General features: G+C 63.5%; 23 protein-coding genes. 11 read left to right on the top strand and 12 right to left on the bottom strand.

Annotated elements, in window-relative coordinates; all coding sequences use genetic code 11:
• Window positions 1-32: 32 nt before the first annotated feature.
• From ligA to VM054_09990, 11 genes are all read right to left on the bottom strand, one after another.
• Window positions 33-2,075 (bottom strand): NAD-dependent DNA ligase LigA, encoded by a 2,043-nt coding sequence (gene ligA, locus VM054_10040; GenBank protein ID HUT99401.1) that lies wholly within the window; start codon window positions 2,073-2,075, stop codon window positions 33-35.
• The gene (locus VM054_10035) at window positions 2,068-2,523 is read right to left on the bottom strand and encodes a hypothetical protein (GenBank protein ID HUT99400.1); all 456 of its coding nucleotides are present in this window, start codon (window positions 2,521-2,523) and stop codon (window positions 2,068-2,070) included. Before VM054_10035 ends, ligA begins: the two co-directional genes overlap by 8 nt.
• Entirely contained in the window at window positions 2,520-3,185 is a 666-nt protein-coding gene (locus VM054_10030; protein ID HUT99399.1) for a hypothetical protein, read from the bottom strand. Before VM054_10030 ends, VM054_10035 begins: the two co-directional genes overlap by 4 nt.
• Window positions 3,182-4,426: a putative sugar nucleotidyl transferase gene (locus VM054_10025; GenBank protein HUT99398.1), complete on the bottom strand. Its 1,245-nt coding sequence runs from the start codon at window positions 4,424-4,426 to the stop codon at window positions 3,182-3,184. The genes VM054_10030 and VM054_10025 overlap by 4 nt, the downstream gene beginning before the upstream one ends.
• Window positions 4,427-4,508: 82 nt before the next feature.
• Window positions 4,509-4,943, bottom strand: coding sequence for an SPOR domain-containing protein (locus VM054_10020; protein ID HUT99397.1), 435 nt, complete (start codon window positions 4,941-4,943; stop codon window positions 4,509-4,511).
• A 138-nt stretch (window positions 4,944-5,081) separates the two neighbouring features.
• Window positions 5,082-6,944: an amino acid permease gene (locus VM054_10015; protein HUT99396.1), complete on the bottom strand. Its 1,863-nt coding sequence runs from the start codon at window positions 6,942-6,944 to the stop codon at window positions 5,082-5,084.
• 8 nt (window positions 6,945-6,952) lie between these two features.
• On the bottom strand, window positions 6,953-7,687 hold the full coding sequence (locus VM054_10010; GenBank protein ID HUT99395.1) for a DUF92 domain-containing protein: 735 nt from the start codon (window positions 7,685-7,687) through the stop codon (window positions 6,953-6,955).
• Window positions 7,688-7,716: 29 nt separating this feature from the next.
• The gene (locus tag VM054_10005) at window positions 7,717-8,613 is read right to left on the bottom strand and encodes a hypothetical protein (protein HUT99394.1); all 897 of its coding nucleotides are present in this window, start codon (window positions 8,611-8,613) and stop codon (window positions 7,717-7,719) included.
• A gap of 9 nt (window positions 8,614-8,622) precedes the next feature.
• Window positions 8,623-9,324, bottom strand: coding sequence for a class I SAM-dependent methyltransferase (locus tag VM054_10000; protein ID HUT99393.1), 702 nt, complete (start codon window positions 9,322-9,324; stop codon window positions 8,623-8,625).
• Window positions 9,325-9,395: 71 nt separating this feature from the next.
• A complete protein-coding gene (gene mnmG, locus VM054_09995; GenBank protein ID HUT99392.1) occupies window positions 9,396-11,294 on the bottom strand; it encodes a tRNA uridine-5-carboxymethylaminomethyl(34) synthesis enzyme MnmG in 1,899 nt (632 codons plus the stop codon).
• Window positions 11,295-11,418: 124 nt separating this feature from the next.
• Window positions 11,419-13,422 carry a T9SS type A sorting domain-containing protein gene (locus VM054_09990; protein HUT99391.1) on the bottom strand — a complete coding sequence of 668 codons (2,004 nt, stop codon included), beginning with the start codon at window positions 13,420-13,422 and terminating at the stop codon, window positions 11,419-11,421.
• A gap of 264 nt (window positions 13,423-13,686) precedes the next feature.
• On the opposite strand from VM054_09990, the gene clpP reads away from it, so the two are divergent.
• The 10 genes from clpP to VM054_09940 all read left to right on the top strand — a co-directional run bounded on the left by clpP (window position 13,687) and on the right by VM054_09940 (window position 22,428).
• Window positions 13,687-14,274 (top strand): ATP-dependent Clp endopeptidase proteolytic subunit ClpP, encoded by a 588-nt coding sequence (gene clpP / locus VM054_09985; GenBank protein ID HUT99390.1) that lies wholly within the window; start codon window positions 13,687-13,689, stop codon window positions 14,272-14,274.
• 141 nt (window positions 14,275-14,415) lie between these two features.
• Window positions 14,416-15,681 (top strand): ATP-dependent Clp protease ATP-binding subunit ClpX, encoded by a 1,266-nt coding sequence (gene clpX, locus VM054_09980; protein ID HUT99389.1) that lies wholly within the window; start codon window positions 14,416-14,418, stop codon window positions 15,679-15,681.
• A gap of 14 nt (window positions 15,682-15,695) precedes the next feature.
• On the top strand, window positions 15,696-16,430 hold the full coding sequence (locus tag VM054_09975; GenBank protein HUT99388.1) for a thermonuclease family protein: 735 nt from the start codon (window positions 15,696-15,698) through the stop codon (window positions 16,428-16,430).
• 142 nt (window positions 16,431-16,572) lie between these two features.
• Complete coding sequence (locus tag VM054_09970; GenBank protein ID HUT99387.1) at window positions 16,573-17,271, top strand: flavodoxin family protein; 699 nt, start codon at window positions 16,573-16,575, stop codon at window positions 17,269-17,271.
• A 21-nt stretch (window positions 17,272-17,292) separates the two neighbouring features.
• Window positions 17,293-17,871 carry a biotin transporter BioY gene (locus VM054_09965; protein ID HUT99386.1) on the top strand — a complete coding sequence of 193 codons (579 nt, stop codon included), beginning with the start codon at window positions 17,293-17,295 and terminating at the stop codon, window positions 17,869-17,871.
• Between the two features lie 58 nt (window positions 17,872-17,929).
• On the top strand, window positions 17,930-19,024 hold the full coding sequence (gcvT, locus tag VM054_09960) for a glycine cleavage system aminomethyltransferase GcvT (GenBank protein ID HUT99385.1): 1,095 nt from the start codon (window positions 17,930-17,932) through the stop codon (window positions 19,022-19,024).
• 73 nt (window positions 19,025-19,097) lie between these two features.
• Window positions 19,098-19,481 (top strand): glycine cleavage system protein GcvH, encoded by a 384-nt coding sequence (gene gcvH / locus VM054_09955; GenBank protein ID HUT99384.1) that lies wholly within the window; start codon window positions 19,098-19,100, stop codon window positions 19,479-19,481.
• 9 nt (window positions 19,482-19,490) lie between these two features.
• Window positions 19,491-20,564, top strand: coding sequence for a hypothetical protein (locus VM054_09950; protein HUT99383.1), 1,074 nt, complete (start codon window positions 19,491-19,493; stop codon window positions 20,562-20,564).
• A gap of 203 nt (window positions 20,565-20,767) precedes the next feature.
• The gene (locus VM054_09945) at window positions 20,768-21,781 is read left to right on the top strand and encodes an RHS repeat-associated core domain-containing protein (GenBank protein ID HUT99382.1); all 1,014 of its coding nucleotides are present in this window, start codon (window positions 20,768-20,770) and stop codon (window positions 21,779-21,781) included.
• Between the two features lie 23 nt (window positions 21,782-21,804).
• Window positions 21,805-22,428 carry a hypothetical protein gene (locus VM054_09940; protein ID HUT99381.1) on the top strand — a complete coding sequence of 208 codons (624 nt, stop codon included), beginning with the start codon at window positions 21,805-21,807 and terminating at the stop codon, window positions 22,426-22,428.
• Window positions 22,429-22,720: 292 nt separating this feature from the next.
• Here the strand turns inward: VM054_09940 and VM054_09935 are convergent, their stop codons facing one another.
• Complete coding sequence (locus VM054_09935) at window positions 22,721-24,097, bottom strand: HEAT repeat domain-containing protein (GenBank protein HUT99380.1); 1,377 nt, start codon at window positions 24,095-24,097, stop codon at window positions 22,721-22,723.
• A gap of 203 nt (window positions 24,098-24,300) precedes the next feature.
• Here VM054_09935 and VM054_09930 point away from each other — a divergent pair.
• Window positions 24,301-24,504: hypothetical protein (locus VM054_09930; GenBank protein ID HUT99379.1), on the top strand; the 204-nt coding region annotated here is incomplete at its 3' end.

Here is a 24,504-nt window from a genome sequence, read left to right as displayed (position 1 = left end):
TGTCACCAAAAAGGGGCCTCGGCCCCATTATACTACGCCGGGGACGGTCGTTGATTCTCCCCCAGGCGGCGGAGGAATTCCTCCTCGCCGATGACCTCGACGCCGAGCTCCCGGGCCCTGGCGAGCTTCGAGCCGGCGTCCCGGCCGGCCACGACCAGGTCGGTTTTCACCGACACCGAAGAGGCGACCCTGGCCCCGGCGGCCCTGGTCCGGGCGGTCATCTCGTCCCGGGGGAGGCCGAGCGCGCCGGTGAAGACGACGACGAGGCCGTCCAGCGGTCCCGGTTCCTTCCGGACGACCTCCAGACGCGGGTCTATGCCGTACCCCCGGAGCCTTTCTACCAGCCGGGCGTTGCGCGGGTTGGCGAAGAAATCGCGGACGGCGGCGGCCACCGTGGGCCCCACCCCTTCCACCGCGGTCAGCTCCTCCTCCGTCGCGGCGGCCAGGGCGGCGACGTCTCCGAAGGTCCGGGCCAGCGCCTCGGCGGTGGTCTCGCCCACCTGGGGGATGCCCAGGGCGAAGACGAGCCGGGGGAGGGTGACGCCCCGGCTGGCGGCGATCGCAGCGACGAGGTTCTCCGCCGATTTCTCGGCGAACCCCTCCAGGCGCCGGACCTGCGCGGCGGTCAGCTCGTAGAGGTCGGCGGGGCTCTTGACCAGTCCGGCCGCAAGGAGCCTATCCACCACCTTGCCGCCCAGCCCCTCGATGTCCATCGCCCCCCGGCTGGCGAAGTGCCACAGCCGCTCGCGCACCTGCGCCGGGCAGTCGGCGTTCACGCAGCGCACCGCCACCTCGTCGGGGAGCCGGACGACCGGCTCGCCGCACGCCGGGCAGCGGCTGGGCATTCGAAAAGGTTTTTCCGAACCGTCGCGGCGGACGATTAGCGGCCGGACCACCTCGGGAATCACGTCCCCCGCCCGCTGGATCTCCACGTAATCCCCCGCCAGGACGCCCAGGCGTCCGACCTCGTCGGCGTTGTGCAGGCTGGCCGAGGAGACGGTCACCCCGCCCACTTTCACCGGCTCGAGCTCGGCCACGGGTGTCAGCACCCCGGTGCGCCCCACGGAGACCTTGATACTCTTGAGCCGCGTCACCGCGCGTTCCGGCGGGAACTTCCAGGCCACGGCCCAGCGTGGGCTTCGGGCGATGGCCCCCAGCCGCTCCCGCTGGGCGAGGGAGTCCACCTTCACCACCACCCCGTCTATCTCGTGATCCAGCCCCTCCCGCCCGGCGAGGAGCCGCTCGTAGTATCCCTTCACCCCCTCGACCCCCTCCGCAACTTCCAAGGGGCCGTTCACCGGAACGCCCCAATCCGTCAGGGCGTCCAGGCTCTCCCGATAGCCGGCGCAGCCCAGCTCGGCGGCGTTGACCAGGTTGTAGGCCAGGAAGGAGAGCGGCCTCCGGGCGGTTATCTGCGGATCGAGCTGGCGGAGGGAACCGGCGGCGGCGTTGCGCGGGTTGGCGAAGGGCTTTTCCCCCAGCTCCTCCTGGAGCCGGTTCAGGCGGAGGAAATCCGCCTTCCCCATGAACACCTCGCCGGTGACGATGACCTCGGCGGGGGGAGCTCCCAGCAGCCTGAGCGGGACGGCGCCGATGGTGCGCACGTTGGCCGGCACGCCTTCGCCGGTGGTCCCGTCGCCCCGGGTGGAGGCCTGGACCAGTACGCCGTCCGCGTAGATCAGCTCCACCGCCAGGCCGTCTATCTTCGGCTCGGCGACGAGGATCGGCTTATCGCCTTCCAGACCGTCCAGGCAGCGGCGGAGCCACTCACCGAACTCCTCGGCGGTGAGCACGTTGGCCAGGGAGAGCATGGGGGCGCGGTGGCGGACCGGCTCGAACCGCTCGCTCGGGGCCGCGCCGACGCGCTGGGAGGGGGAATCGGGGGTGACGAGCTCCGGGTGCCTTTCTTCCAGAGCGATGAGCTCCCGAAGAAGGTCGTCGTACCGGGCGTCGGAGAGGTCGGGGTCGTCGAGGACGTAGTAGCGCCGGTTCGCCTCGCGGATGAGGCGGACCAGCTCCCGGTGCCTTTTGCCGGGGGCATAGCTCGCTGCGCTCGGTTCGACCGGGTCATCCATCTCCACTCCCCCGTCCCGGCGTCGTCAGGCCTTGGAAACAGAGCGACATGGCCCAGGACTGTATGAGGATCAACCCCAGCCAGGTCAAGGACCAGAGTGTCAGCTCCCCCTCGGCCGGCCCCTGAAAGAGGGCGGAGAACCCGACGAGCGGCAGGAGGTTCACCGCGATCCACAGCCCGGCGCCGAACACCAGCCCCTTGAGCCAGCCGCCCCCGGGGAGCCTGTGCTGGAGGTGGGCGTAGAGGTAGCCGACCAGCGCGCCCTCGGCGAGGATGAAGAGGCAGTAGACGAAGATGTCCCACCCGGTGAGACGGCCGAAGAGCTCGGGGTAGAGGTCGCTCAGGCGGGGGCCCAGGTCCAGGGCGGTGCGCAGGAAGAGCTGGGAGACGAGGCTCGCCGCGCCCCCCGCCAATCCGGCCACCACACCCCTGCCTACGGGAACCTTCATTCGAAAAAGGGCTCGTTCTCGAGCATCCGACCCGTGGCGGCGTCCACGGTGACCGTTTGTGTTTTGAACCCTGAAGCGCCGCGGACCGTGTAGGTCAACTCCCACACAGGTTTCACGCCGTCGGGGAACCCCCGGGCGCACAGGCGCAGGCGCTCACTCACCGGGGTTCCCTCGGAGAGGATGCCGACCGCCCCGCGGCTCGCCGAACGGCTCGCCGAAGCCATGCGGGCCGACTTGGCGGCGAAGTCCGAGTCTATGAAGAAATCACCGTCCCACGCGGGCGGCCCGCCGAGCGGCTCGCCGAACGGCTTGCCGAAGGGTGACTGACCGGGGAGGAGTTTTTCCGGTTCGCCGAGCGGGGTCAGCAGTCCGTCGGGCCCCAGGTGAACCCGGAAGACGGACGCGGCGACCGCCGAATAGAAGGTGTAGGTCCAGTCGGGGCAACGTCCGTCCCCGAACGTCGGCCCGTAATCCAGCCCCAGGGCCTCGCAGAGCATCCCGTCGGGCAGGTATGCAACGGCCACCGTCCGCGCCTCGGCCAGCCTCTCCGACGCCGAAGTCCCCACGGGAATCTCATCCCCCTGCCGCAGATTCCCGCAGGCGGCGAGGAGCAGAGCCGACCCGAGAAAGAGCGGGGCGTTTCGGCGAGCCGTCCGCCTCATCGGCTCGAGGCGTACCGTTCGGCGAGCCGTTCGACGAACCGACGGTAGCCGGGCGTCAGCTCCACCCCGCGCCGGGCCATCACCATCCCCGCCACTTCCAGGGCCTTGGCCGGCTCGTTGGCCTCGAAATCGCCGAAGGATCCCCAGGAGAAGGGCGGCACGTATCCGCCCACCGGCGGCGAGTTGAAGACGTTGGAGAAAGGGCCGATACAGACCCCGGTACCCACCAGGGTGCCGATGCCCAGCTTCACGTGGTCGCCCAGGAAGCAGCCCGCCTTGTCGAGGCCGGTGGGCACGCGACCTTCGGGACCGTGGGCCCGCACCTCCCCGTAGGTGTTCTTGAGGTCCGAGTTGGTCGTCCCGGCGCCCAGGTTCACCCACTCACCCACGTAGGAATGCCCGATGAAGCCGTAGTGGTGCTTGTTGACGTGATCGGCGAAAACGCTCGCCTCGACCTCGCCCGAGACGCGGCAGTTCTGACCGAAGGAGCATCCGGGTCGGATCTGGGCCGAGTCCACGATGGTTTTCGGTCCGATGTAGCAGGGTCCCTCGATCCGCGAGGGAGCGCGCAACTCGGCCCCGGTCGCCACCACCACGGGGCCTCCCGCGGTGGAGAAGACCACCCCTCGCTCGACTAGGGCGCCCTCTTCGATGAAGACCAGCGCCGGGTCACCCTGCACATCACCCTTCCATTTGGTTCTTCTCCGGGTGAGGACGGCGAAATCGCGGCGCAGCGCCTCGGCGTTCCTCTCGACGAGCTCCCAGGGACGGCGGAAAAGGCACGACGTCTCCGCCCCCCCTTTGGGCGGGCTCAGCCACTTGGACCGTTCGCCGGTCAGGAACCGCTCGATGAACCGGGGGTCCGAGGTGTGGATGTCGCCTAGGATTTCCTTCGCCTCGCCGGACTCCAGGCGGGCCCAGATCAGGCACCTCTCCTCCCCGACGGCGTAGACCTCCTCCACCCGCTTGCCCAGGGTGATTTTTTCCGCCAGGGTCTCCGGCTCGCACACCGCCCCGTTTACCAACAGGAGCGGCTCGTCGCCCAGGTCTTCGGGATTGAACAGCGGACCCGTGCAAATTTCGCGCAGCTCCGGCCGGGGCCACCAGGTGACGTTGGGCAGGGCCCTCTTTAAACGGTCCGAGAGCCTGCCCATACCCAAGGACAGGTCCCAGACCGGTCGAAGTTCGGTCAACGGAAAGAGCTTGCGCCAGCGGCAATCCTCAAAGACAACTACCCGCAAGGTGCGTCCTTTCGTCCATCGCTTGGTTTTTGAATTTTCCAATCGGCGAACTCGAGGGATCACGGGTAGTCGGAGGAAGAGGCTACTGAACTACGGTATCGGCGGCGATCCAGCAGTCGGCGTAACCGGAGTTGCGCGCCCGGTTGCGCAGGGTTTCGGCTTCCGCCCGGGTGCGGCAGTCGCCCGCCCGCACCTTCCAGTAACCATCCATATAACTCACGTAGACGGGTACTCCCAGGACGGATTCGGCCTCCCGGGCCATCTTCCGGGCGTTATCCTCGGAGACGCCCGCGAAGAGCTGCACACGGAATCCATCCGCCGTCGCTCTGACGGTACCCGTATTTTCGGGTACGGTGAAGGTCACCAGTTCGCCCTCGTCCACGGTATCGGCATCGGTGACTATCTCGCCCTCGATGACCGTGTCCGATATCACCTCGTCCTCCCCGTCATCCTCGGGTTGACAGCCGAGGAAGAAAACCAGAGCCAGAGGCAACACTAGCCAGAGGTTACGGAGCATCGAAACCTCCATGCGCGTGGCAGGGGACGACCTGTGAACGGTTTTTTTGTGTGTATACGAAACCCACGGGTATGAGTATAGCTCAGGAGCGGCTTTCCCACAAGAAAAGAGCTTTTTTTCGCAAGAAAAATATACTTCTCAGTTGTGCCGGGGGCGCCGGGAGAGGAGGATGCGGTCCCGGATTTCTTCCATCGTATCGGCCGTATTGACGATGGTTTCCAGAGTAACCTCGCGGACGATGTGGGCGATGGCCATCAGGGCCTTCAGGTGGAAGTTCCGCTCGTCGCGGCTGCCGGCCAGGACGAAGACGAAGTGCACCGGTCCCGTGTCGGCCCCGAAGTCTATCCCCTCCCGGCACCTGATGAGCATCACCGCGAAACAGCCCGCCCCGGGGCAGATGACGTGGGGGATGGCCAGCCCCGGGGAAATGGCCGTGGTGGATTCGGCCTCCCGCTCGTGCAACAGGCGGACGAGCTCGTCGGGCCGGAGGCCCAGCCGCTCGCAAAGGTGGTCGGCCACGATCCGGAAGAGCTCGTCCACGGTCACGCTCCGCGGCAGGTCCACCAAGGGGGCGCGTTGAATCAAGAGATCGAAGCGGTCGAAACGAATGTCGTCGCGTTCCTTGACTATCTGGAGCAGCTCTTTTTCCAACTGCTCCCGGCTCGTGGTCTCCTGGAGGTTGGGCGACACCAGACGCTCGGTGAGGGTGATGAGCGCCGAAGTGCTCCGTATGTGCAGCCGGGCGTAGAAGAAATACCATCCCAAACCCAGAACCAAGAGGCCCGCGAAGAGGAGCAGGGTCACGGTGCCCATCTCGGCGATCAAGAAAACGTAGACGACAATCGCCAGGATTTGCAGCACGGGGAAGAGGGGGGATTTGAACTTCGGTCGGTAATTCTTCACCTTGACCAGGCGCATGATGACTAAGCTCAGGTTCACCATGCAGAACGTGAACAGGAGGCTGGTGCTGGCGACCTTGATGAGCACCTCCAGGTCCAGGAAAATTATCGTGCCCGTCATGAACAGGCAGGTGACGACCAGGGCTGTGGTGGGGGTACTCCGCTTGGTGGAAATTTTTGCGAAGAGGCGGGGTAACAGGTGGTCTTGGCTCATCCCCAGGGGCACCCGGCTGGCCGCCATGATGCCGGCGTTGGCCGTGGTGATGAAGGCCAGTATCGCCGCCACGGCAAGGATTATCTCCCCGAATCCCCCCGCTATGACCAGGGCCCCGTCGGAGAGCGGGGTCAGCGAACCGGCCAGCGTGGCGGGCTCCACCAGGCCGCAGGTCACCGCCACGGCGAAGACCGACACGAACTCCACGGCGGCGAAGGCTAGGAACATGGACCGGGGGATGTTCCGTCCCGGGTTGTCAATCTCCTCCCCCATACTGGCCAGCTTGGTCAGGCCGCCGAAGCTGATGAAGACGAGCCCCGTCGTGGAGAAGAACTCCCGGAAACCGGTATTGAAGAACGGCTCGTACCGGGCGAGCCGGATGCCGGTGGAGCCGCCGACGATGTAGAAGCCCAGGATGGCCAACAGGCTCAGGGTGAGGACGACCTGGATCTTGCCGGCCACCTTGACCGACAGGAGGTTCAGGGCGGTGAAGAGGACCGCCCCGCTCACGGCGACCATCTTGAACCCGAGCTCGGAAATGCCGGGGAAGGCCAGCCTGGCGAAGGCCCCGATGCCGATGAGGGCGAAGGCGCTCTTCAGGGAGATGGAGAACCAGTCGGCCAGCCCGCCCATGGTCCCGGCCAGCCCGCCCAGGCCCCGGGTGATGAAGAAGTAGTTGCCGCCAGCCTTGGGCATGGCCGTGGCCAGCTCCGCCTTGGAGAGCATGGTGGGGATCATCAGGACGCCGGCCACGAGGTAGGCCAGAATCGAGGCGGGGCCGATCTTGGCGTAGGCGATGCCCGGCAAGACGAAGAGGCCCGAGGAGATCATCGCTCCGGCGGCGATGGCGAAGGCGTCCATGAGCGTCAGGCGGCGTTCCAGGGGCATGGGCCTCCTCAGATGAGGGCCAACAGGAATGCGGCCGCGGCGCCGACCACCGTGTTCAAAAAGTTTTCGATTTCATTCGAGAGCTTTCCCGAGGGGACCAGCGCCCCCAGGTAGCTCTCGAAGCTCCCGCCGATGAGCCCGGCCACGGGGGGGATCCAGACGTGATGCCAGGGAATCATCCCGATTGCCGCGGCCAGAAGGCCCACCAGCGCCGCCAGACCGAATCCGCCCAAAGTCCCCTGCCAGGAGACCGCGCCGGCCGTGCCCGGCTCCACCCGGCGGAAGGTGGTTATCAAAACCGGCTTCTTCCCGTAGAGCTGGCCGAGCTCGCTGGAGCCGGTGTCCAGGGTGGCCGTGGCCAGGGCGCCGACGAAGGCCGCGGTCAGGAGGGCGACGCCGCCGGGCCAGACCTCGCTGACCAGCAGAGCGGCGACGGCCAGGAGCGTCGCCAGGGCGCAGTTGGCCGCCACGTGCCGGCTCCCGCGCCGGCCACTAGCCTCCTGGGCCAGCCCGAGGGCTTCCTTTTTTTTATACCCCAGCCTGGTGACCAGGGTTCCCAGGGCGAAGAAGAAGGCCAGCACCACCCACCCGCGCCAGCCCAGGCCCAAAAAGACCAGCCAGCCTATCCCTAAGCCGCCGAGGAAACCGGAGAGGCTCACCCACCGGAGGATGAACGCCAGGAGGGCGAAGGGCAGGTGGATGTAGAGCGATTGGAGGAAGTTTTGCCAGAGCGTTTCGAGCATGGCCCGTCCGGTTCAGGGCTTTCGCCGGTTTATTGTTTTACCCACCTTGCCACGTAAAGGTCACTTTGACCATCGTTAATCCGGTTAAAAACTACATAGTGACCATTTATATCTAATTCCTTCTCTTCACCCTCATTGGACGTTACTCGATAATCTAAGAAATAATTCCAGATATCTCTCGTATCACCCCTATCCGTAACACACAGGGTACTAAGGGGATAGCTATTAAGATGTCCGTCATCTAAACGTAAAATCAAGTTATAGGTAAGAAATGTAAATTCCCAAATAGATGTGCTTACTCCTTCTCCTCTTATAAAAAACGACATATCTCCATAATTACTAACGTCATAGCCATCACAAATATAAACGGCGTACCTCGAATCATCATCCGAACCATCGGTATAGAGGACGTATATGTTTTGATTGCGTGAAATAACGAGAGCAAAGTTGTTCTCATTCCACATGTCATCCTCATCGCAGTAGTTGACGAAAAATGATTCAATGGGAGGACCGGAATCGCGGAGAAGCTCTACTTCTAATTCATCGTTCATGATGGCTATTACCACCGTCTGCCCCTCGCCATGGAGAGCAAAAGCGTAACCCTGTCCGTGACACCAAAACATGATTTTATCGAGCGTGGTGATTTCGTACCCCTCCGGCGCGGTGTATAGCTCGCTAATGGCACCGCTGTCCCAGTCGTAAAGGTAAATCGTTCGACCGTCGTGGTAGCAAATCTGGCTACCTTCCAGGGTTTCCGGGTCTCCCTCGGTGTACCAGAACGGGTCCCGGTTCGGCCCCGGGTCGTTCGTCAACCGCATCTCATCGCCGACGTTCTCCAACGGGGCGCTCGGAACCTCACACCCGAGCCAAGCGAGCCCGAGTACAAGGATGATGAAAACCTTATTCGATGTCATTTTTTGCTTCATCGTTCCCTCCTACCTTTTCAGCCCCAGGTGCAGGCCCCGGCCGTCGAGGCCCTCGGCGTCGTAGGACGGCTCCAGCCCCGCGGCCCTGAGCGCGCCGACGATTTCCTCCCGCTCGAAGAGCCCCATCTCGTGCCGCTCCACGCAGTGCTCGGTCCCACCGGGAGTGGCGACGAGGTAGTGCAGATCGAAGTACGACAGCCGCCCCTCGGAGAAGCTGGTGCTCGCCCGCGCGATTTTCAGCTCCGGCTCGTCCACGGTCAACAGGTGGACGGTGCCCTGCCTCCACGTCGCCGGGGTGAACCAGGGCTCGAGGGCCAGCACACCGTCCGGAACCAGGTGGCGCGCCATGCAGCCCACCGCCCGGTGCAGCGCGTCCCCGGTCACCACGTAGCCGATGGAGCTGAAGAGGCAGGTCACCACGTCGAAGCGGCGGCCGAGCTCGAAGTCGGTCATGTCCGCCTCGTGGAAGGCCACCCCGGGCAGTTTCTTCCGCGCGGCCTCCAACATGACGGCCGAGAGGTCCAGCCCCTCGACCTCGTAATGCCCGCGCAGATGGACCACGTGGGCTCCCGTGCCGCAGGCCACGTCCAGGAGCCGCCCGCCGGGTTTCGGTCGGAGCCCGCGGATGAAACCCAGCAGCCGCTCCGCCTCGGCTTGGTAGTCCTTGAAGGCGTAGATTTTATCGTAGAACCTGGCGGTTACGTCGTACACGCCACCCTCTAAACCTTCCGTAGTTTCAATTCGGCTAGCTCCCCGGCCCCGTCTTTCTGCTTTTTTCCCGCTCAGCCATCGCTGTGCACGTTCGACCGGCGCCGGAGGTGGCTCACCAGGCAGGTTACGTCGGGCGGGTTCACCCCGGGCAGGGAGCCCGCCTCGGCCACCGACCGGGGTCGGTTTTTTTCCAGCCGTTCCGCCGCCTCCCGCCTGAGCCCCAGGACGCGCCGGTAGTCCAGCCCCTCGGGGATGACGAGGCGCCCGAGGGCGGTCCGCCGCTCCGATGAGTCCCGTTCCTTCTCCAGGTACCCGGCGTAGCGGACGTCCACCAGCGCCACCTCCAGCGCCTCCGCCGCCAGGCCGCCCGTTTCCAGGTCGAAGACGAGGTCCCGCGGCAGCGAGTCGTCGCCCAGAGTCAGCTCCCGAATGCGGGCGGTGCAGCCCTCCCCGCCGCGGAGGATGAGCTCGGCCGCAGTCGCGCCATCCAATCCGACGAGTCCGAACCGCTCCACGTCGGCCCTCTTCAACCGGCGCGTCCCGGCCCAGCGTACCAGCTCGTCCCGCCAGCGGTATTTTAACGCGGTCCGACGCGCCGCCGGTTTGTCCACCAGACCCAGCTCCGCCCCCAAGGCCGTCAGGCGCTCGTCGGCGTTATCGGAGCGCAGGAGCAGCCGGTGCTCCGCCCGGGCGGTGAAGATGCGGTACGGCTCCGACCCCCAGCGGTGGACGAGGTCGTCCACCAGTACGCCGATGTAGGCCTGGTCCCGTCGCAGGAGGAAGGGCCCCCGGCCGTCCAGGGCGAGAACGGCGTTCACCCCGGCGACGAGCCCCTGGGCCGCCGCCTCCTCGTACCCCGAGCTGCCGCAGGCCTGCCCCGCCGCGTAGAGCCCCTCCACGCCTTCCACCGCCAGGCTCCCGCGGAGCTGATTCGGCTCGACGCAGTCGTACACCACGGCGTAACCGGGGCGGGTAATCAGCGCCCGCTCCAGGCCGGGGATGGCGGCCAGTACGCGCGTCTGCACGTCGTAGGGCAGGCTGGTGGCCAGCCCGGCCACGTAATACTCGTCACCGTCCGCGCCCGTGGGCTCCAGGAAGAGCTGGTGGGATTCGCGGTGCGGGAAGCGGACCACCTTGTCCTCGATGGAGGGGCAGTAACGGGGCCCGACACCCTGGATGAGACCGCTGAAGAGCGGGCTGCGGTCGAGCCCGGCGCGAATCGCCCCGTGCGCCGCTTCGCCGGTGTACGTGACGTAGCAGGGGAGAAAAGGTCCCGGCGGCGGGGGACCGGTGAAGCTGAAGCGCGGCGGTGGGTCGTCGGGGTCCTGACGGGCCAGACAATCGGTGTCCACCGTGGCGGCGTCCAGGCGTGGCGAGGTGCCGGTCTTCAGCCGCACCAGACGAACTCCGGCCTTTACGAGACTCCGGGAGAGGGCCTCCGCGGGGCGGGCGTTGTCCCGGCCGCCGGGGAAGCTGTCGAGCCCGACGAATATCTCCCCCCCGAGGAAGGTTCCGGTACAGAGAACCACCGCCGGAGCCAGGAGTTCGACGCCCGACTCAAGCCGGACGCCCCGGACCGACTCGCCGTCGGTCAACAGCTCCGCGACGTGGCCCTGGAAGGGTCGGACGCCGGGGGTGGAGAAGAGCAGGTTCCGGGCGGCCTTCCGGTACAAGCGCCGGTCGCACTGGGCCCTCGGCGCCCGGACGGCGGCCCCCCGGCTGGTGTTGAGCATCCGGGTGCCCACGCTGGAGCCGTCGGCCAGTCGGCCCATCGCGCCGCCCAGGGAGTCTATCTCCCGGACGAGGTGCCCCTTCCCGACGCCGCCCACGCTGGGATTGCAGGGCATACCCGCCACGTCCTCCAGGTCGGTGTTGACCAGAAGGACCCGGGCGCCCAGACGGGCCGCGGCCAGGGCGGCCTCGACGCCGGCGTGCCCCGCGCCCACGACGATGATGTCGGCTTTGTCCACGTCGTCCGAATTTTAACACACGGCCGCGGGTACGGACGACCGCCTTCGGAACCCAAGCCGGGCCGGGTTCCCCGTAAAAAAAGAGGAGCCTGTCGGCTCCTCACGACGGACGAATCACTACGGACTAGCGCGCGACCACCAGGCGGCGGGTCAGGCTGCCGTCGGGGGTCGTCAAGGTGTAGAGGTACACTCCGTCGGCGCGGTCAGAGGCATCCCACACGCAGGCGTGCGGACCGGCCTCCAGCTCGCCGTCAACGATGGTATCCACCAGCCGCCCGGACAGGTCGTACACCGAGATCTCCACCGGGCCCGCCTCGGCCAGCGCGAAGCGGATGGTCGTCGTTCCCGCGACCGGGCTGGGGAAGTTCTGCTCCAGCTTCATCGAGCGGGAGCCGGAATCGGCGGGGTCAACCGTGACCGGCCCGTAGCGCACCTCCACCCCGACCGGGTCAACCAAGCCCAGGTAGTACTCCCCGCCCGCGGCGTCGCGGTCCAGGTAGCTCACCGCGGCGGAATCCAGGGTCGAGGTGTTCAACCGCTCCGTCCCCCGGTAAACGTTGTAGCCGGCGATGTCGCCCTCTGCCCGCCAAGTCAGGAGCACCCCCTCGTCCACCGCCCGGCCGGCGAGGTCGGCCACATCGGCCCCCACGTCGGTTATCCACGCGCTGTAGGTGTAGGTGCCGACGCGGGTCCACATGCTCGATTCGTTGTCGTCGGGATCCAGGTTGCCGTCGCCGTACTGGGTGATGAGCATGGCGATCTTCAGGTAGGGCGACCAGTCGCTGATGACGATAGAGCCGTAGTTGTACTCGTTGTCCACGTTCATCTCCCAGACGTCGGGCTCGCCCAAGTCACGCCGGACGCCCAGCACGGAGACCATCCACACGCGGTGCTCGTCACCGACCTCGTTCTGGCCGTCGAAGGAGATGGCGAACATCTCGTGCTCGGTGTTGGTGGAGAACCAGATGAGGTTCGTCGCCATCTTCTGGGGCAACCGGGCGTCGGGCACCGAGACGTCCTCCAGGGGGTATTCGCTCACCTGATGGCTCCAGGCGTGGGCAAGGTTGGTGGTGATGGGCACCGGCCAGTGATAGTCGTCCGTGTAGGTCCCGGTGAACACGCGCCAGATGCCGAACAGGTGGAAGGCGTCGGCCAGGTTCGTTCCCTCGTCGGCCAACTGGTCCGCGAGCGTCTCGTAGATGCTCGGGTCGTTGTATGGGTTGGTTTGGATGCTGTCCCGGTACATGTCGTCGTACCAGTAGCCGTCCTCGTCGAAGTAGTTGATTTCCAGGAACTTGTACCAAATCCACGCCCCGTACATCCACAGGCCCGAGGAGAAGACGAGGGTATGGTAGGGGTTGCCCTGGAAGTCGCCGATGATGCTGTAGTCGTGGCCGGAGCCGGGGTAGACGACGTCCTCGTGGTAGACGGCGCCCGCCTCCATCATCCTTTCCTCGGCCGCGTCCGCGCCGTACTGAATCGCGTGGGCCAGTTCGTGGCACACCGTCGAACGGTACAGGCTGTCCGACAGGTTGATGTCCACGGCGATCCAAGTTGTGTAGTCGTAGCGGGGCGTGGGAGTGTAGGGGAACTCGGCCGAGGTGTAGCCCAACACGTTGCCGCCGATGTCCTCCAGGTAGTAATCGTAGTCGTTGCTCCCGCCCATGCCCAGGTCGGGCGGCGGCGCCCACAGCCGGTCGGGGTTGTCGGCGTCCGTCTCGAAGTGCCAGGAGTAGTTGAGGTAACCCAGCCCCTTGTCCACGTAATCCTCCTGCCCGCTCTGGAACCAGTGGAAGCGGATGGGGTACTGGCTGGACTGACGATAACCCGACTGCGGCGGACGGTACATGTAGCTGGAGATGTCCTGTTGCTGGGCCGGAGAAAGCTCATCGAGGTGGTCCACCACGTACCAGAGGTAGGGCGTGTACGAGGGTATGACCACGTCCTCGGTGTTCAGGTACTCCGCCGGCAGCTCGTCGTAGGCTCGGATGTACTTCACGAGGTAGAGGAGCTCCTCGTAACGGGCGAGCTTCCCCGCCTCGAAATCAGCGATGATCCTGTCGGGGGGGAGGGCTTCCGCGAAGGCGCTCACCGTGGCGAGGATCAAGAGTAACGCAACCAGGCGCATCGTGCCTCCTTAAACTGCTATCCCTTGGTCAAGTGCGAAGTTACACTGGATATTAATAATACGAATAGTGAGAAGGAAAATACGTTCTTGTGCATAAGGAGTATAGCATAAAAAAGCTCGGTGAAGGGGGTGAAGGGAAATTAATTTCCTATAATCCGAGCGATTTATGTGATTAATGGCCTCCGCTCAACGCCCATGCGTTTGATGTTATAATCGCTTGCGAAAGATAAGCGTATCGCATCAACCCGGGAACGAGGTGGTCGGATGAGCCTGATACCCATCGTCATCGAGCAGTCGGGGCGCACCGAGCGGGCCTACGACATCTACTCGCGCCTCCTGCGCGAGCGGATTATCTTCCTCGGAACCCCCATAGACGACAACGTGGCCAACCTGGTCATCGCCCAGCTTCTGTTCCTGGAGCAGGACGACTCGACCAAGGACATCTCGCTCTACGTGAACTCGCCCGGGGGGTTCATCACCTCGGGGCTGGCCATCTACGACACCATGCAGTTCATCCGGCCCGACGTGGCCACCTACGTCATCGGGCAGGCGGCGAGCATGGCCGCGGTGCTGGCGGCCGGGGGGACCAAGGGCAAGCGCTACGCCCTGCCCAACTCGACCCTTTTGATCCACCAGCCCATGGGCGGCTACGAGGGCCAGGCGTCGGACATCGAGATTCACGCCAAGGAGGTCCAGCGCCTCAAGACCCGCCTGATAGAGATACTGGCCCGGCATACCGGCCAGACCGTGAAGAAAATCATGGGCGACTCGGACCGGGACAACTTCATCCCCGCCGACGAGGCGGTCAAGTACGGTCTGGTGGACAAGATTCTGGAGCGCCGGGAGATATAAAGCAATGTAGGGGCGGGGCTCCGTCCCCGCCCGAAAAGGCCGATGGTTATCATTCGCGGGCGGCCACAGAGGACTCGTCCTACGGGCCGCCCCTACGGAAAATAACCGTAGTGGGTTATTCCCCCGTGGGAGAAACCGCCGATGGACACGGATAAAGAGCTCCGGTGCAGCTTCTGCGGACGGACTCAGGCCGAGGTGGGTCGTCTCATCCTGGGGCCCAACGCCAACATCTGCAACGAGTGCGTCGAGATTTCGGCCGACGCGCTCCGGCGCACCCCCGCCGATCTGAAGGAAACCCTGAAAGAGGTTCCGAATCCCAAAGAGATTCGGGCACGCCTGGACAATTACGTCATCGGCCACGACCGGGTGAAGAAAATCCTCGCCGTGGCCGTGTACAACCACTACCGGCGCATCGCCCACAACTTGGGCGAGCCCCTGGACGCCTCGGATGTCGAGCTGGAGAAGTCGAATATCCTCCTCGTCGGCCCCACGGGGACGGGCAAGACGCTCCTGGCGAAGACCCTGGCCCGGGTGCTCGACGTTCCCTTCGCCCTCACCGACGCCACCACCCTCACCGAGGCGGGCTACGTGGGCGAGGACGTGGAGAACATCGTGCTGAAACTTTTACAGATGGCCGACTACGACCTCGAGCGGGCCCAGCGCGGCATCATTTACATAGACGAGATAGACAAAATCGGGCGCAAGGCCGACAACCCCTCGATAACCCGGGACGTCTCCGGCGAGGGTGTTCAGCAGGCGCTCCTGAAAATCATCGAGGGGACCGAGGCCGCGGTGCCGCCCCAGGGTGGGCGCAAGCACCCCCAGCAGGAGTACATCCGCGTGGATACGACGGACATCCTCTTCATCTGCGGGGGGATGTTCGACGGCCTGGACGACATCGTGGGTCGGAGGGTGGGCCAGCAGATCCTGGGCTTCACCGAGACCCCGAAGGAGGACCGTCGGGAGGTCGTCCGGGGGGCCCGCATCGAGCCCGAGGACCTGATAAAGTACGGCCTGATCCCGGAGCTGGTGGGCCGGCTGCCGGTGGTGGCCAGGCTGGACCCGCTCACCGAGGACCAGCTCGTGGCCATCCTCACCGAGCCCAAGAACGCCCTCGTCCGGCAGTACCAGAAGCTCTTCGAGCTGGACGACGTCCGGCTCACCTTCACCCCCGCGGCGCTCAAGGAGGTGGCCGCCGAGGCGCTCGGACGCAAGGTGGGCGCCCGCGGACTGCGCGCCATCCTCGAGGAGGTCATGCTCGATGCCTTCTACGAGCTGCCCGCCCCGGTGGAGGAGGTAAAAATCACCCCCCGCATCATCCGCGAACGGCTGAATCCCGTGAAGGAGGCCCAACGGCGTCCGGCTGGGATGAAACAGGCGTCGGCCTCGCCCAACGAAGCGGCCTAGAGAGGGGATCTGAAATGAGCGAGAAACCTCTAAGAGGATGGGCTTCGCGGCTTATCCTTTGCTTTACCATCATCCTCGCTTTTCCGTGGGGCTTTGACGTCAACGCCGCGGAGAGGATTCCCTTTCCCGTCAAGCCGGTGACGATCGCGCGAGTGATTGACGGCGACACCTTTGCAATAGAAGCCTTACCTGGTATCGCTACAGATGCTAATAATCCTGATGAGTGCAAGTACCGTGTAAGGCTTATCGGCTTGGACACACCGGAACGCGGACGACTCGGTTACGAGGAGGCGAAACAGGAGTTGGAGAAACTGCTGCCGCCAGAAACCCTGGTCTTGTTGACGCCGGACCTGGACGAACGGGACGGCGCCAGCCCTTGGCGCTGGCTGGCCTACGTCGGAACGGATGACGGCAAAGACGTCGGCGCCGAGATGGTCCGCTCCGGTTGGGCCGTGGCTTGGCGTTATCTGCCCAACTGCGCCCGCCACGACTATTATCGGAGCCTGATGTACGATGCGTTTACTGAGGAACGCGGGCTTTTCGATCCCGAACTGACCGACGACGACGGGCTTTCGGCGGTCTACGTGGCCAGCGACGACGAGGACTGCTATCATCGTCCCGGTTGCGGTCATACGGAACGAATCAAGCTCCGGAACATCGTCTGCGTTCTCAAAGCTCAGGACTTTGTGACGGCGGGGAAGGTGGCTTGTAAACACTGCCTGAATCCCGAGGAGGTCGTCTGGGACTAAAAAGTGGACGGCGAGGCGGGTTGGATGTTTTAAACCAACCGGGCGGGGTGAATCCCCGCCCTTTCTGATACGGGTGGAGGGTTGCCAGCGTCGTCAAGGTCGGTTAGGATATGGGCGTTTGAGCGCCCCTGGGAGGTGGACGATGAGACTTCTGGTGATAAACGGCTCGCCCCACGCCGCCGGGGGGAACACGGCGGGCCTCACCGCCGAGCTCACGAAGCCCTGGCGCGAGGCGGACGGCGAGGTGGTCGAGCGGTACGTCGCCCGGATGGACGTCCGCCCCTGCAACGCCACGGCCCTGTGCCTGGCCGGGGAGCCGTGTCCCATAAAGGACGACGTGGCCGCGCTCCACGCGGAAATGCGCTCCGCCGACGCCCTGGTGCTCGCCGGCCCCGTTTTCATTTTCAGCGTCACCGCCCAGCTTAAGGCTTTCCTCGACCGCTCCATGGCGCTCCTGCACCGGCCGGAGATGACCGGGAAGCACGCCGTGGCGGTGGCCACCTCCGCCGGGATGGGGGAGCAGGAGGTGGCCCGCTACCTGGGCACCTGCTGCGAAATGCTGGGGTACGACCTCGTCGGCGAGCTGGCGGGGGTTTTCATGGTTTACTCCCGGCCCAACGACGGCGAGGCGCTCTTTGCGAGAGCCCGGCGGTTGGGGGAGGAACTGGTTCTGGCGGTCCGGGAGAAGCGGAAGTACCCCAAGCTGGGGCTCCACGCGGCCCAGCACCGATTCCTGCGCGATTTGATCCAGCGCAACCGCAAGCTCTTTAAGGGTGACCACGCCTACTGGCAGGAGCGGGGCTGGCTGGAGACCCGCTGGCCCCCGAAGGGCGAGTACTGATTCGCTTCGGGAAGGAGTAAGGTGGACCGAGCAACGCACACGGAGACTCGCGCGCTCCCCCGGCCGTTGAATTACGCCCTCCCGGCGCTCCTGGCCGTGGGGGCGCTGACGGCGAGCGCCTGGCTGGCCTTCCCCCACCCCTTCACCCCCACGCCGGTGCCGGTGACCTGGCAGGTGCTGGTGGTGCTGGTCCTGGGACTGGCGACCCCCTCCTGGCTCGCGCTCTCGTCGGTGGGGGCGTACCTGGCGCTGGGGCTCACCGGGGCGCCGGTCTTCGCCTGGGGGGCGAACGGCTGGATCGCCTTCGCCGGGCCGTCCGGGGGGTATCTGGTCGGCTTCCTCGCCGCCGCCGGGGTGATGGGCCTGGTCAAAGATAAACTGGGCGATAAGCTCCCCGCCCTCATTTTGAACGGCCTGGCGGGCATCGCCACCATCTACCTCTTCGGGTACGTCTGGCTGGCGGTGTGGATCGGGGACGCCGGGGCCGCCTTTTCGGCCGGAGTCCTGCCCTTCGTCGCCCCGGACCTCTTGAAGCTGGCCGGCGCGGTGTCCGTCGCCCACCTCCGGCACCGGCTTAAAATCCCACGAAATGACGCTTGACAGCGACCCGCGGGCTCCCTAAACTAGCCCTGCCTTTTTACAAAAAATCGGGGATCCGATGAAAAAAACCGCGCTCAACGCCATCCACCACGAGCTCGGCGGCCAGATGATCGAGTTCGCCGGCTACGAGCTGCCCGTCCAGTACACCTCCATCAACGAGGAGCACCGCACCGTCCGCGCCAAGGTGGGCCTCTTCGACCTGACCCACATGGGCGAGTTCTGGTACGAGGGCCCGGGCGCCCTCGCCTTCGTCAACCGCCTGGTGACCAACGACGTGGCCGCCGCCAAAGACGGCCAGGTCCTCTACACCCCGATGTGCTATCCCGACGGCGGCATCGTGGACGACCTCCTGGTCTATCGCTTCGGCGAGGAGCGGATACTGACCGTGGTGAACGGGGCCTGCGTGGACAAGGACTGGGAGTGGGTCACCCAACACGCCCCCAAGGGGCTCAAGGTTACAAACAAGAGCGACGAGACCACCCTCATCGCCGTCCAGGGCCCCCTGGCCGAGGAGGTGGTCCGGTCGGTGACCGACATCCCCCTGGAGCCCATCGGCTTCTACGAGTTCGCCGTGGGGACGGTCGCCGGGGTGAAGGACCTGCTTCTCTCGCGCACCGGTTACACCGGCGAGGACGGCTTCGAAATCTACATCCCCAACGCGCACGCCGTGACCGTCTGGCGCGCCCTGTGGCCGAAAACGGAGGAGCTTGGGGGCAGGCCCATCGGCCTGGGCGCCCGCGACACCCTCCGCCTCGAGATGAAGTACTGCCTCTACGGCAACGACATTGACAAGACCACCAACCCCCTCGAGGCGGGGCTGGCCTGGACGGTGAAACTGGAGAAGGACGACTTCATCGGCCGCGACGCCCTGGTCAAGATTAAAGAGGCCAAACCCGGCCGCCGCCTCGTCTGCTTCGAGATGATCGAGCGCGGCATCGCCCGGCAGCACGCCAAGTGCTTAGACGGCGACAAAGAGATCGGCGAGGTAACCTCGGGGACGATGTCGCCCTCCCTGGGCAAGGCGATAGGTCTGGCCTATCTCGCGTCGTCACACCGCGCGCCGGGCTCCGAGCTCTCCGTGGACATCCGGGAAAAATCCCGTCGGGCCGTCGTGGTCAAGCCACCCTTCTACAAGGACGGAACCCGCAAGTAGCGGGCGGCATTGGTGCGTGAACCGATATTCCGACCCGCCGTACCGCGGCGGGCCGTCGAAGGAGGAAGTCAGAGTGTCCTACCCCGATGACAGGAAGTACACCGATACCCACGAATGGGTGATCTTCGACCCGGAAGAGGCGACGATCGGCATCACCGATTACGCCGCCCATCAACTGGGCGAGCTCGTCTACCTCGAGCTGCCCGACGTGGGTGACCGGATCGAGGCGGGAGGCGAGTGCGGCGTCGTGGAGAGCGTCAAGGCCGCCAACGACATCATCGCCCCCATCTCCGGCGAGGTGACCGAGATCAACATGGCGGCCGTGGAAGAGCCCAAGAAGGTCAACGACGACCCGCACGGGAGCGGATGGCTGATTAAGGTCAAGCCGGACGACCCGGCGGAGATGGACGACCTCAACGATGTCGCCGCTTACGAGGAGCTCCTCGGAGAGGAATAAACCCCGCCCATGCGCAGACTCATCCCCCTCATCCCGGCGCTCGTCCTCCCGGTGTTCTCGGGCTGCGGCGAAGACTCGCAGCCCATCTCCGAGCACGCGGAGCTGACCCCGGATCAGGCCCACGTGGTCACCAAGGGTTTCACCTGGAAGCTGGTGGGCCCCGAGGCCGGACTCCCAGCGGAGGGGCTCGTCTCCGTCGCGCTGACCCCGGAGGGGCTGTGGGTCGTCGGGGGCGGTCGCCTGATAAAACGCCAGGAGGGGCGCTACGTCGCGGTGGAAGACCCGCTGCTGCCACCGAACCTGAGCCGGGTGGTCTTTACCGACGGGGTGCTCTGGGCGCTGGGTGACGGGGCGGTCTATTCGTCGGACATCGGCCACCGCTGGACCGCGGCGGGCCTGCCCGCCAGGGACGGCGGCTGGGTCTGCCACGGCGCCGCCAGCCTCACCGGCGAGGCTTACATCGCCACCGACCAGGGGCTCCTGCATTCCTCCGCCTTCGACCCGACCCGCTCGGTCACCTTTACCCAGCTCGACCCGCTGATGGGGAAGGAGAGCGGTTATCGGACGGTCTCCGACGTCACCATCACGGAGAGCTCCGTCTGGGCCGTCTCCCCGGACAAGCGGGGCTATCTGGCCCAGTACCTGCGCGAGAGGGACGAGTGGATCATCCGCGCCAGCTACGACCCCTTCCGCCGCGTGGCCGCCTCGGGCGACTACGTCTGGGTATCCACGGACGGTCTCGGGCTCTGGCGCTCCACCGACGGCGGGGAGACATTCAACGAGGTGATGAACGGCGGCGCCTGGGACCGGGTCAACGGCATCGGAATGGGCGAGGGCTCCATCTGGGCCGCCTCCGAGGGGGGCGCAATCTACTACGTCTTCGCCACCAACGTCTGGGAGCACCACGGCGTCCAGGAGGGACTGTTGGACCCGGTGATGCTGGACTGCGCATACGACGAGACGGCCAACACGGTGTACTTCGCCACCGCCTCGGGTCTGGCCGTGGGGACGAAGGAGGGACCCGCTCCGGCTCCGCCGGAAACCATCGAACGGAGGCCGGGCGACGATTTGGAATCCGAGTGATGCGCCGTATCGGCTGGCAACCCGCTCCGGCGGGTTTTTTTACGCCCCGCCCCGGACCCCGGCGCAAGGCGCGCGACCGGGGCCACGACGTCCGGGCCGCCATCGGATTGGAGGGAGCCGATGGTGTCTGGTTCGCACCGTGCCGCTGCCACACGAATAGATGGGGTCCGAAACCGGACCCTGTTTTCGTTTATAATTGAGCCATGCGGGAGTACGTCAACGACGCGAACGGAGTGGTTTGCACGATAGACTACGACTACCGCGGGTGGGGCGGGTACGAGCTGGGGTGGCACCTGAAGGACCACCTGGGCTCGACGGTGGCCGTGGTGGCCCAGCCGGTGCTCTCCGTGCCGCCTGAGGTGCCGCTCAAGCCCGGTCAGCGGATTCTGTGGACGGGGAGTTACGAGTCCTTCGGCCGGCCGGACAGCAACGTCCCGGTGTGCCCCGGCGCGTGGGAGAACCCCATCCAGTTCACGGGGTACTATTCGGACGGGGACGTTTTCGAGCACTACTACGCCCAGGCGCGGTACTACGACCCGTACACGGGGCGGTTCCTCTCCCGCGACCCGGCGGACTTCGAGTACGACAAAAGCCCGATAGCTATTAACCGCTACCCGTACGCGGGGAATAATCCGATACGGTTTGTAGACCCTAACGGCAAGTTTTTCTGGTCGTGGTTCCTCGGGTTGAACCCGTTAAGCATTTTCCTCGACGCGATGACTGGCATGGTTATTGGCGGAGTCGCATCATTATTCAATGAGAATATTGACTTTGGTGAAGGTTTGATGTCAGGGTTTCTTGCAGGTTTAGTTACGGGAGCTACTAATCAGATCATGTTACTTACAGGTGGCTTTTCATCAAGTTTATTCTCACTTCAAGAATTTTCCTGGAATTCATTCAGCAACTATTCATCTATTATTATGAACAGTCTGCAAAACTGCAATCTTACCATGCGCAACCCTTCCTTCAGCGGTTTAGAAGGTGCTTTACCGATGTTTATTCATCATGGTATAGCGGGCCTTGGCCTTTCAGCTGCTGGAAATGTTTTTGGGATGTTTGCTAATACCGCTAATCCTGGTTGGGGCGCCTTTTGGACAGGATTTCAGATAAGCTTTGATGTGGTTGGTTTTGCACTACAATATGATGACTTTACGCAGCACTTCTTCCAGTTATATGAACCCAAGTACGAATCTCCAATTCATAAATTGGGTGAGTAATTTTGTTAAACTAAAGGTACACTATGAAATACAGCGTCTTTTTCATACTAATAGGATTAATTGTGCAGATTGTATCTGCGGGATTCAGCCTTACTGTTCCGATAGGGTTTACCGGACGGTTGCATTTTGGTGACAATGTAGATGAGGACAAATTTTATATAACCAACTATATCGGTTTAGAATGTAGAGTGGGCAACGAAGATGAATATGCAATCGGTGAGTTTACATTCAATTGTCCACTGTTTCTGCTTTATGCCATTAATCCTGTTGATGAAAATTTACAAATAGATTTCCATGGGATATACGCTAAGTGTTCTTTTCAAAAGGTGCTTGCCGATTGTGATTGGTTTAGATATTCTCTAGGACCTTCTATCTCATCAATCAACGTTGATGGGTATTACAATGAAATTAGTTTTACTGGATTTGGTATAATGAATGAGTTAATATTTTTCAATAACTTTATTCTTGGTGCAGGTTTGCTAACGGATGCATCAAGTTTATACTATACTGCTTATATAGGAGCTACGAATTATTTCAGCAACCAGGATCAAGGTCTTTTACCAGGTGGTTTAGTTACAATATCATATGATTATATAGACGGTTATTCATTTTTAACCATCGGTGTTTCTGTAGGTATCACATTCTAAAAATTTTAAGTTACACTTCGGGTGATCATCGGGGGCTGCAAGTTTATCCTGCAGCTTTATGAGGTAACCGCCATTGACCTCTACTTGCTGATGGTTATGATAAGGGGGATGGTTACCGACCTCATTCGTTTAGTGGTCACACAATCCACCAGTGTTGGTATACAGCGATTCCCCGTGCCGCTGAAAATAAGGCGGGGCTTGTGCCCCGCTTTTTTGATCCCCCACACGTTGCCACTACAGGACGCTTTAATAAAGCCCACTCGATATAAATTTACATCTCGTTGGCAGTCGGCTACTCGCCCTCTCTTTTGTCCAGCTGCTCCTGGGCCTGGAACCTCACCAATTTTTCCGGGTCGTTCTCCGCGGCGTCGCGGATGAGCTCCCACACCTCCGGGTCGTCGAGATAGGAAAGATAGGTAAGCGCTAAATAGCGGAGGGGGTTCTCTTTGTCATTTAAGCATTCCAGCCAGTAGTCCCGCGCCCGGGGGTCGTTCCAGAAGGCCAGGACCCCCCAGGCGTAATACCGCCGGTCCCGGTTCCCGGTCTCGTCGAAGGCTATGCGCTCTATGACCGCTCGGACCTCGTCGTCGGTGAACGAACGCAGCCCTTCGAAGGGGGCTTCCGATGTGCTGAAGCGCGGCTCCTCCTCGTCTATGATGGACAGGAAAAACTCCCGTGCCTCGGGGTCCCCGTGCTCGGTGCGCAGCAGCCAGGCGTTGCGGACCTCGTTCGCCCGGCCGCCGAGCTCACAGACCTCCCGGATGACCTCCCAGCCCCGCGGGTCGTCGTACTTTGCCAGGTTGGCAATCATCGAGTACGTCACGTGACTGATAATCCGGCCGTCCCACAGGTCGTAGTAGTAGTCGAAGGCTCGGGGGTCTCCCCAGTCGGCCAGGCGCTTTCCCGCCGCGTCGCGGATCTGGCTATTCGGGCTCTCCAGTTGAGGGGCGATTATATCCGCGGCGTCGGGGCCCAGGAGGTCCGCAATCCACCCGATGGCGGCGAGCTTTACCTCGAAGCCGGGGTCGTTGACCGCTGCGGCGACGATGTCCACACCTTCATCCCCCAGGAACTCGGGGGCCGCCTTGACCGCGTGATACCGCACTCCGGCCTCCGGGCTCTCCAGCCCCTCGCGGATCAACTCCACGACGCCGGGCTGTCCCGTGGTGAGGGCCAGGCCGTAGGCCGTTTCGCGGGACTCCTCCACGGGGTCGTTGTGGTAGATGTCGAGCAGAATCGGGTGGGCGGTCTCCGGCGCAACCCGGGTCAGCTTCCGCATGAGGGCGGCGTAGCTGCGGTTGAAGTTGCTATACTCGTAGTCGTTGGATGAAGAGGAAGTGGCGTTCTCCGGCAGGAACATCGGGTGCGAACCGTCCACCCGCGGGCCGTATTCCGCCTCGATTCTACGGGCCAGGACGGCCGCGGCGCCCTCGTCGTACCCGTCGGGCACGAGGTGGAGGATGTAACTCAACGTCCACGGGTCGCCCTCGTTCTCCAACAGGGGAAGGAGGCGCTCCAGCGGAATCGGCCTGTTTATATCCTCCAGCCCGATGTAGGCCTGCAACCTCTGCTCCGGGTCGTCCTCGGTGGGCAGGTAGTCCAGGATGGCGGCGATCGGCGATATTGACGGAGACGACAAAGCTGAGTTGGTCTTTACTGCAGGGGACAAAATAGTTGCCCTTGAGTTGGACGGCGACGCCAATGACATAGAGTGGGGGCAGTACCACTACGACGCAGGGCATACAAACGCTCCTTGAGCCAGGTTTCGTCAACAGGATGCAGGCTGGAGGGATTGCATCCCTCCAGTACTTGTTTTGGTGGGATTTTTGTACTATCTTATGGGTGTGGTGAGTGATTAGGAATTGAATCACGATGCGCTTCAAACTGATAAGCCTAGGTATTCTCTTCCTCGTTTCTTCTTCATCTGCCGTTTACTGGTCGGACATTATCTATGTTCTAGATAGTGAGCATGATGATGAAGATGTGGTAGCATCGTACAACTTTGCTGATAATAATCTATTCCTGGTTTGGCGTAGCAGTTGGCCCATGGAATATCTGGATGTCAGCTACGCGCAG

Source organism: bacterium (assembly GCA_035528375.1).
Taxonomy (GTDB): domain Bacteria; phylum RBG-13-66-14; class RBG-13-66-14; order RBG-13-66-14; family RBG-13-66-14; genus RBG-13-66-14.
Note: the sequence above shows the minus strand (reverse complement) of the source record. Positions and strands in the feature narration are given on the sequence as shown.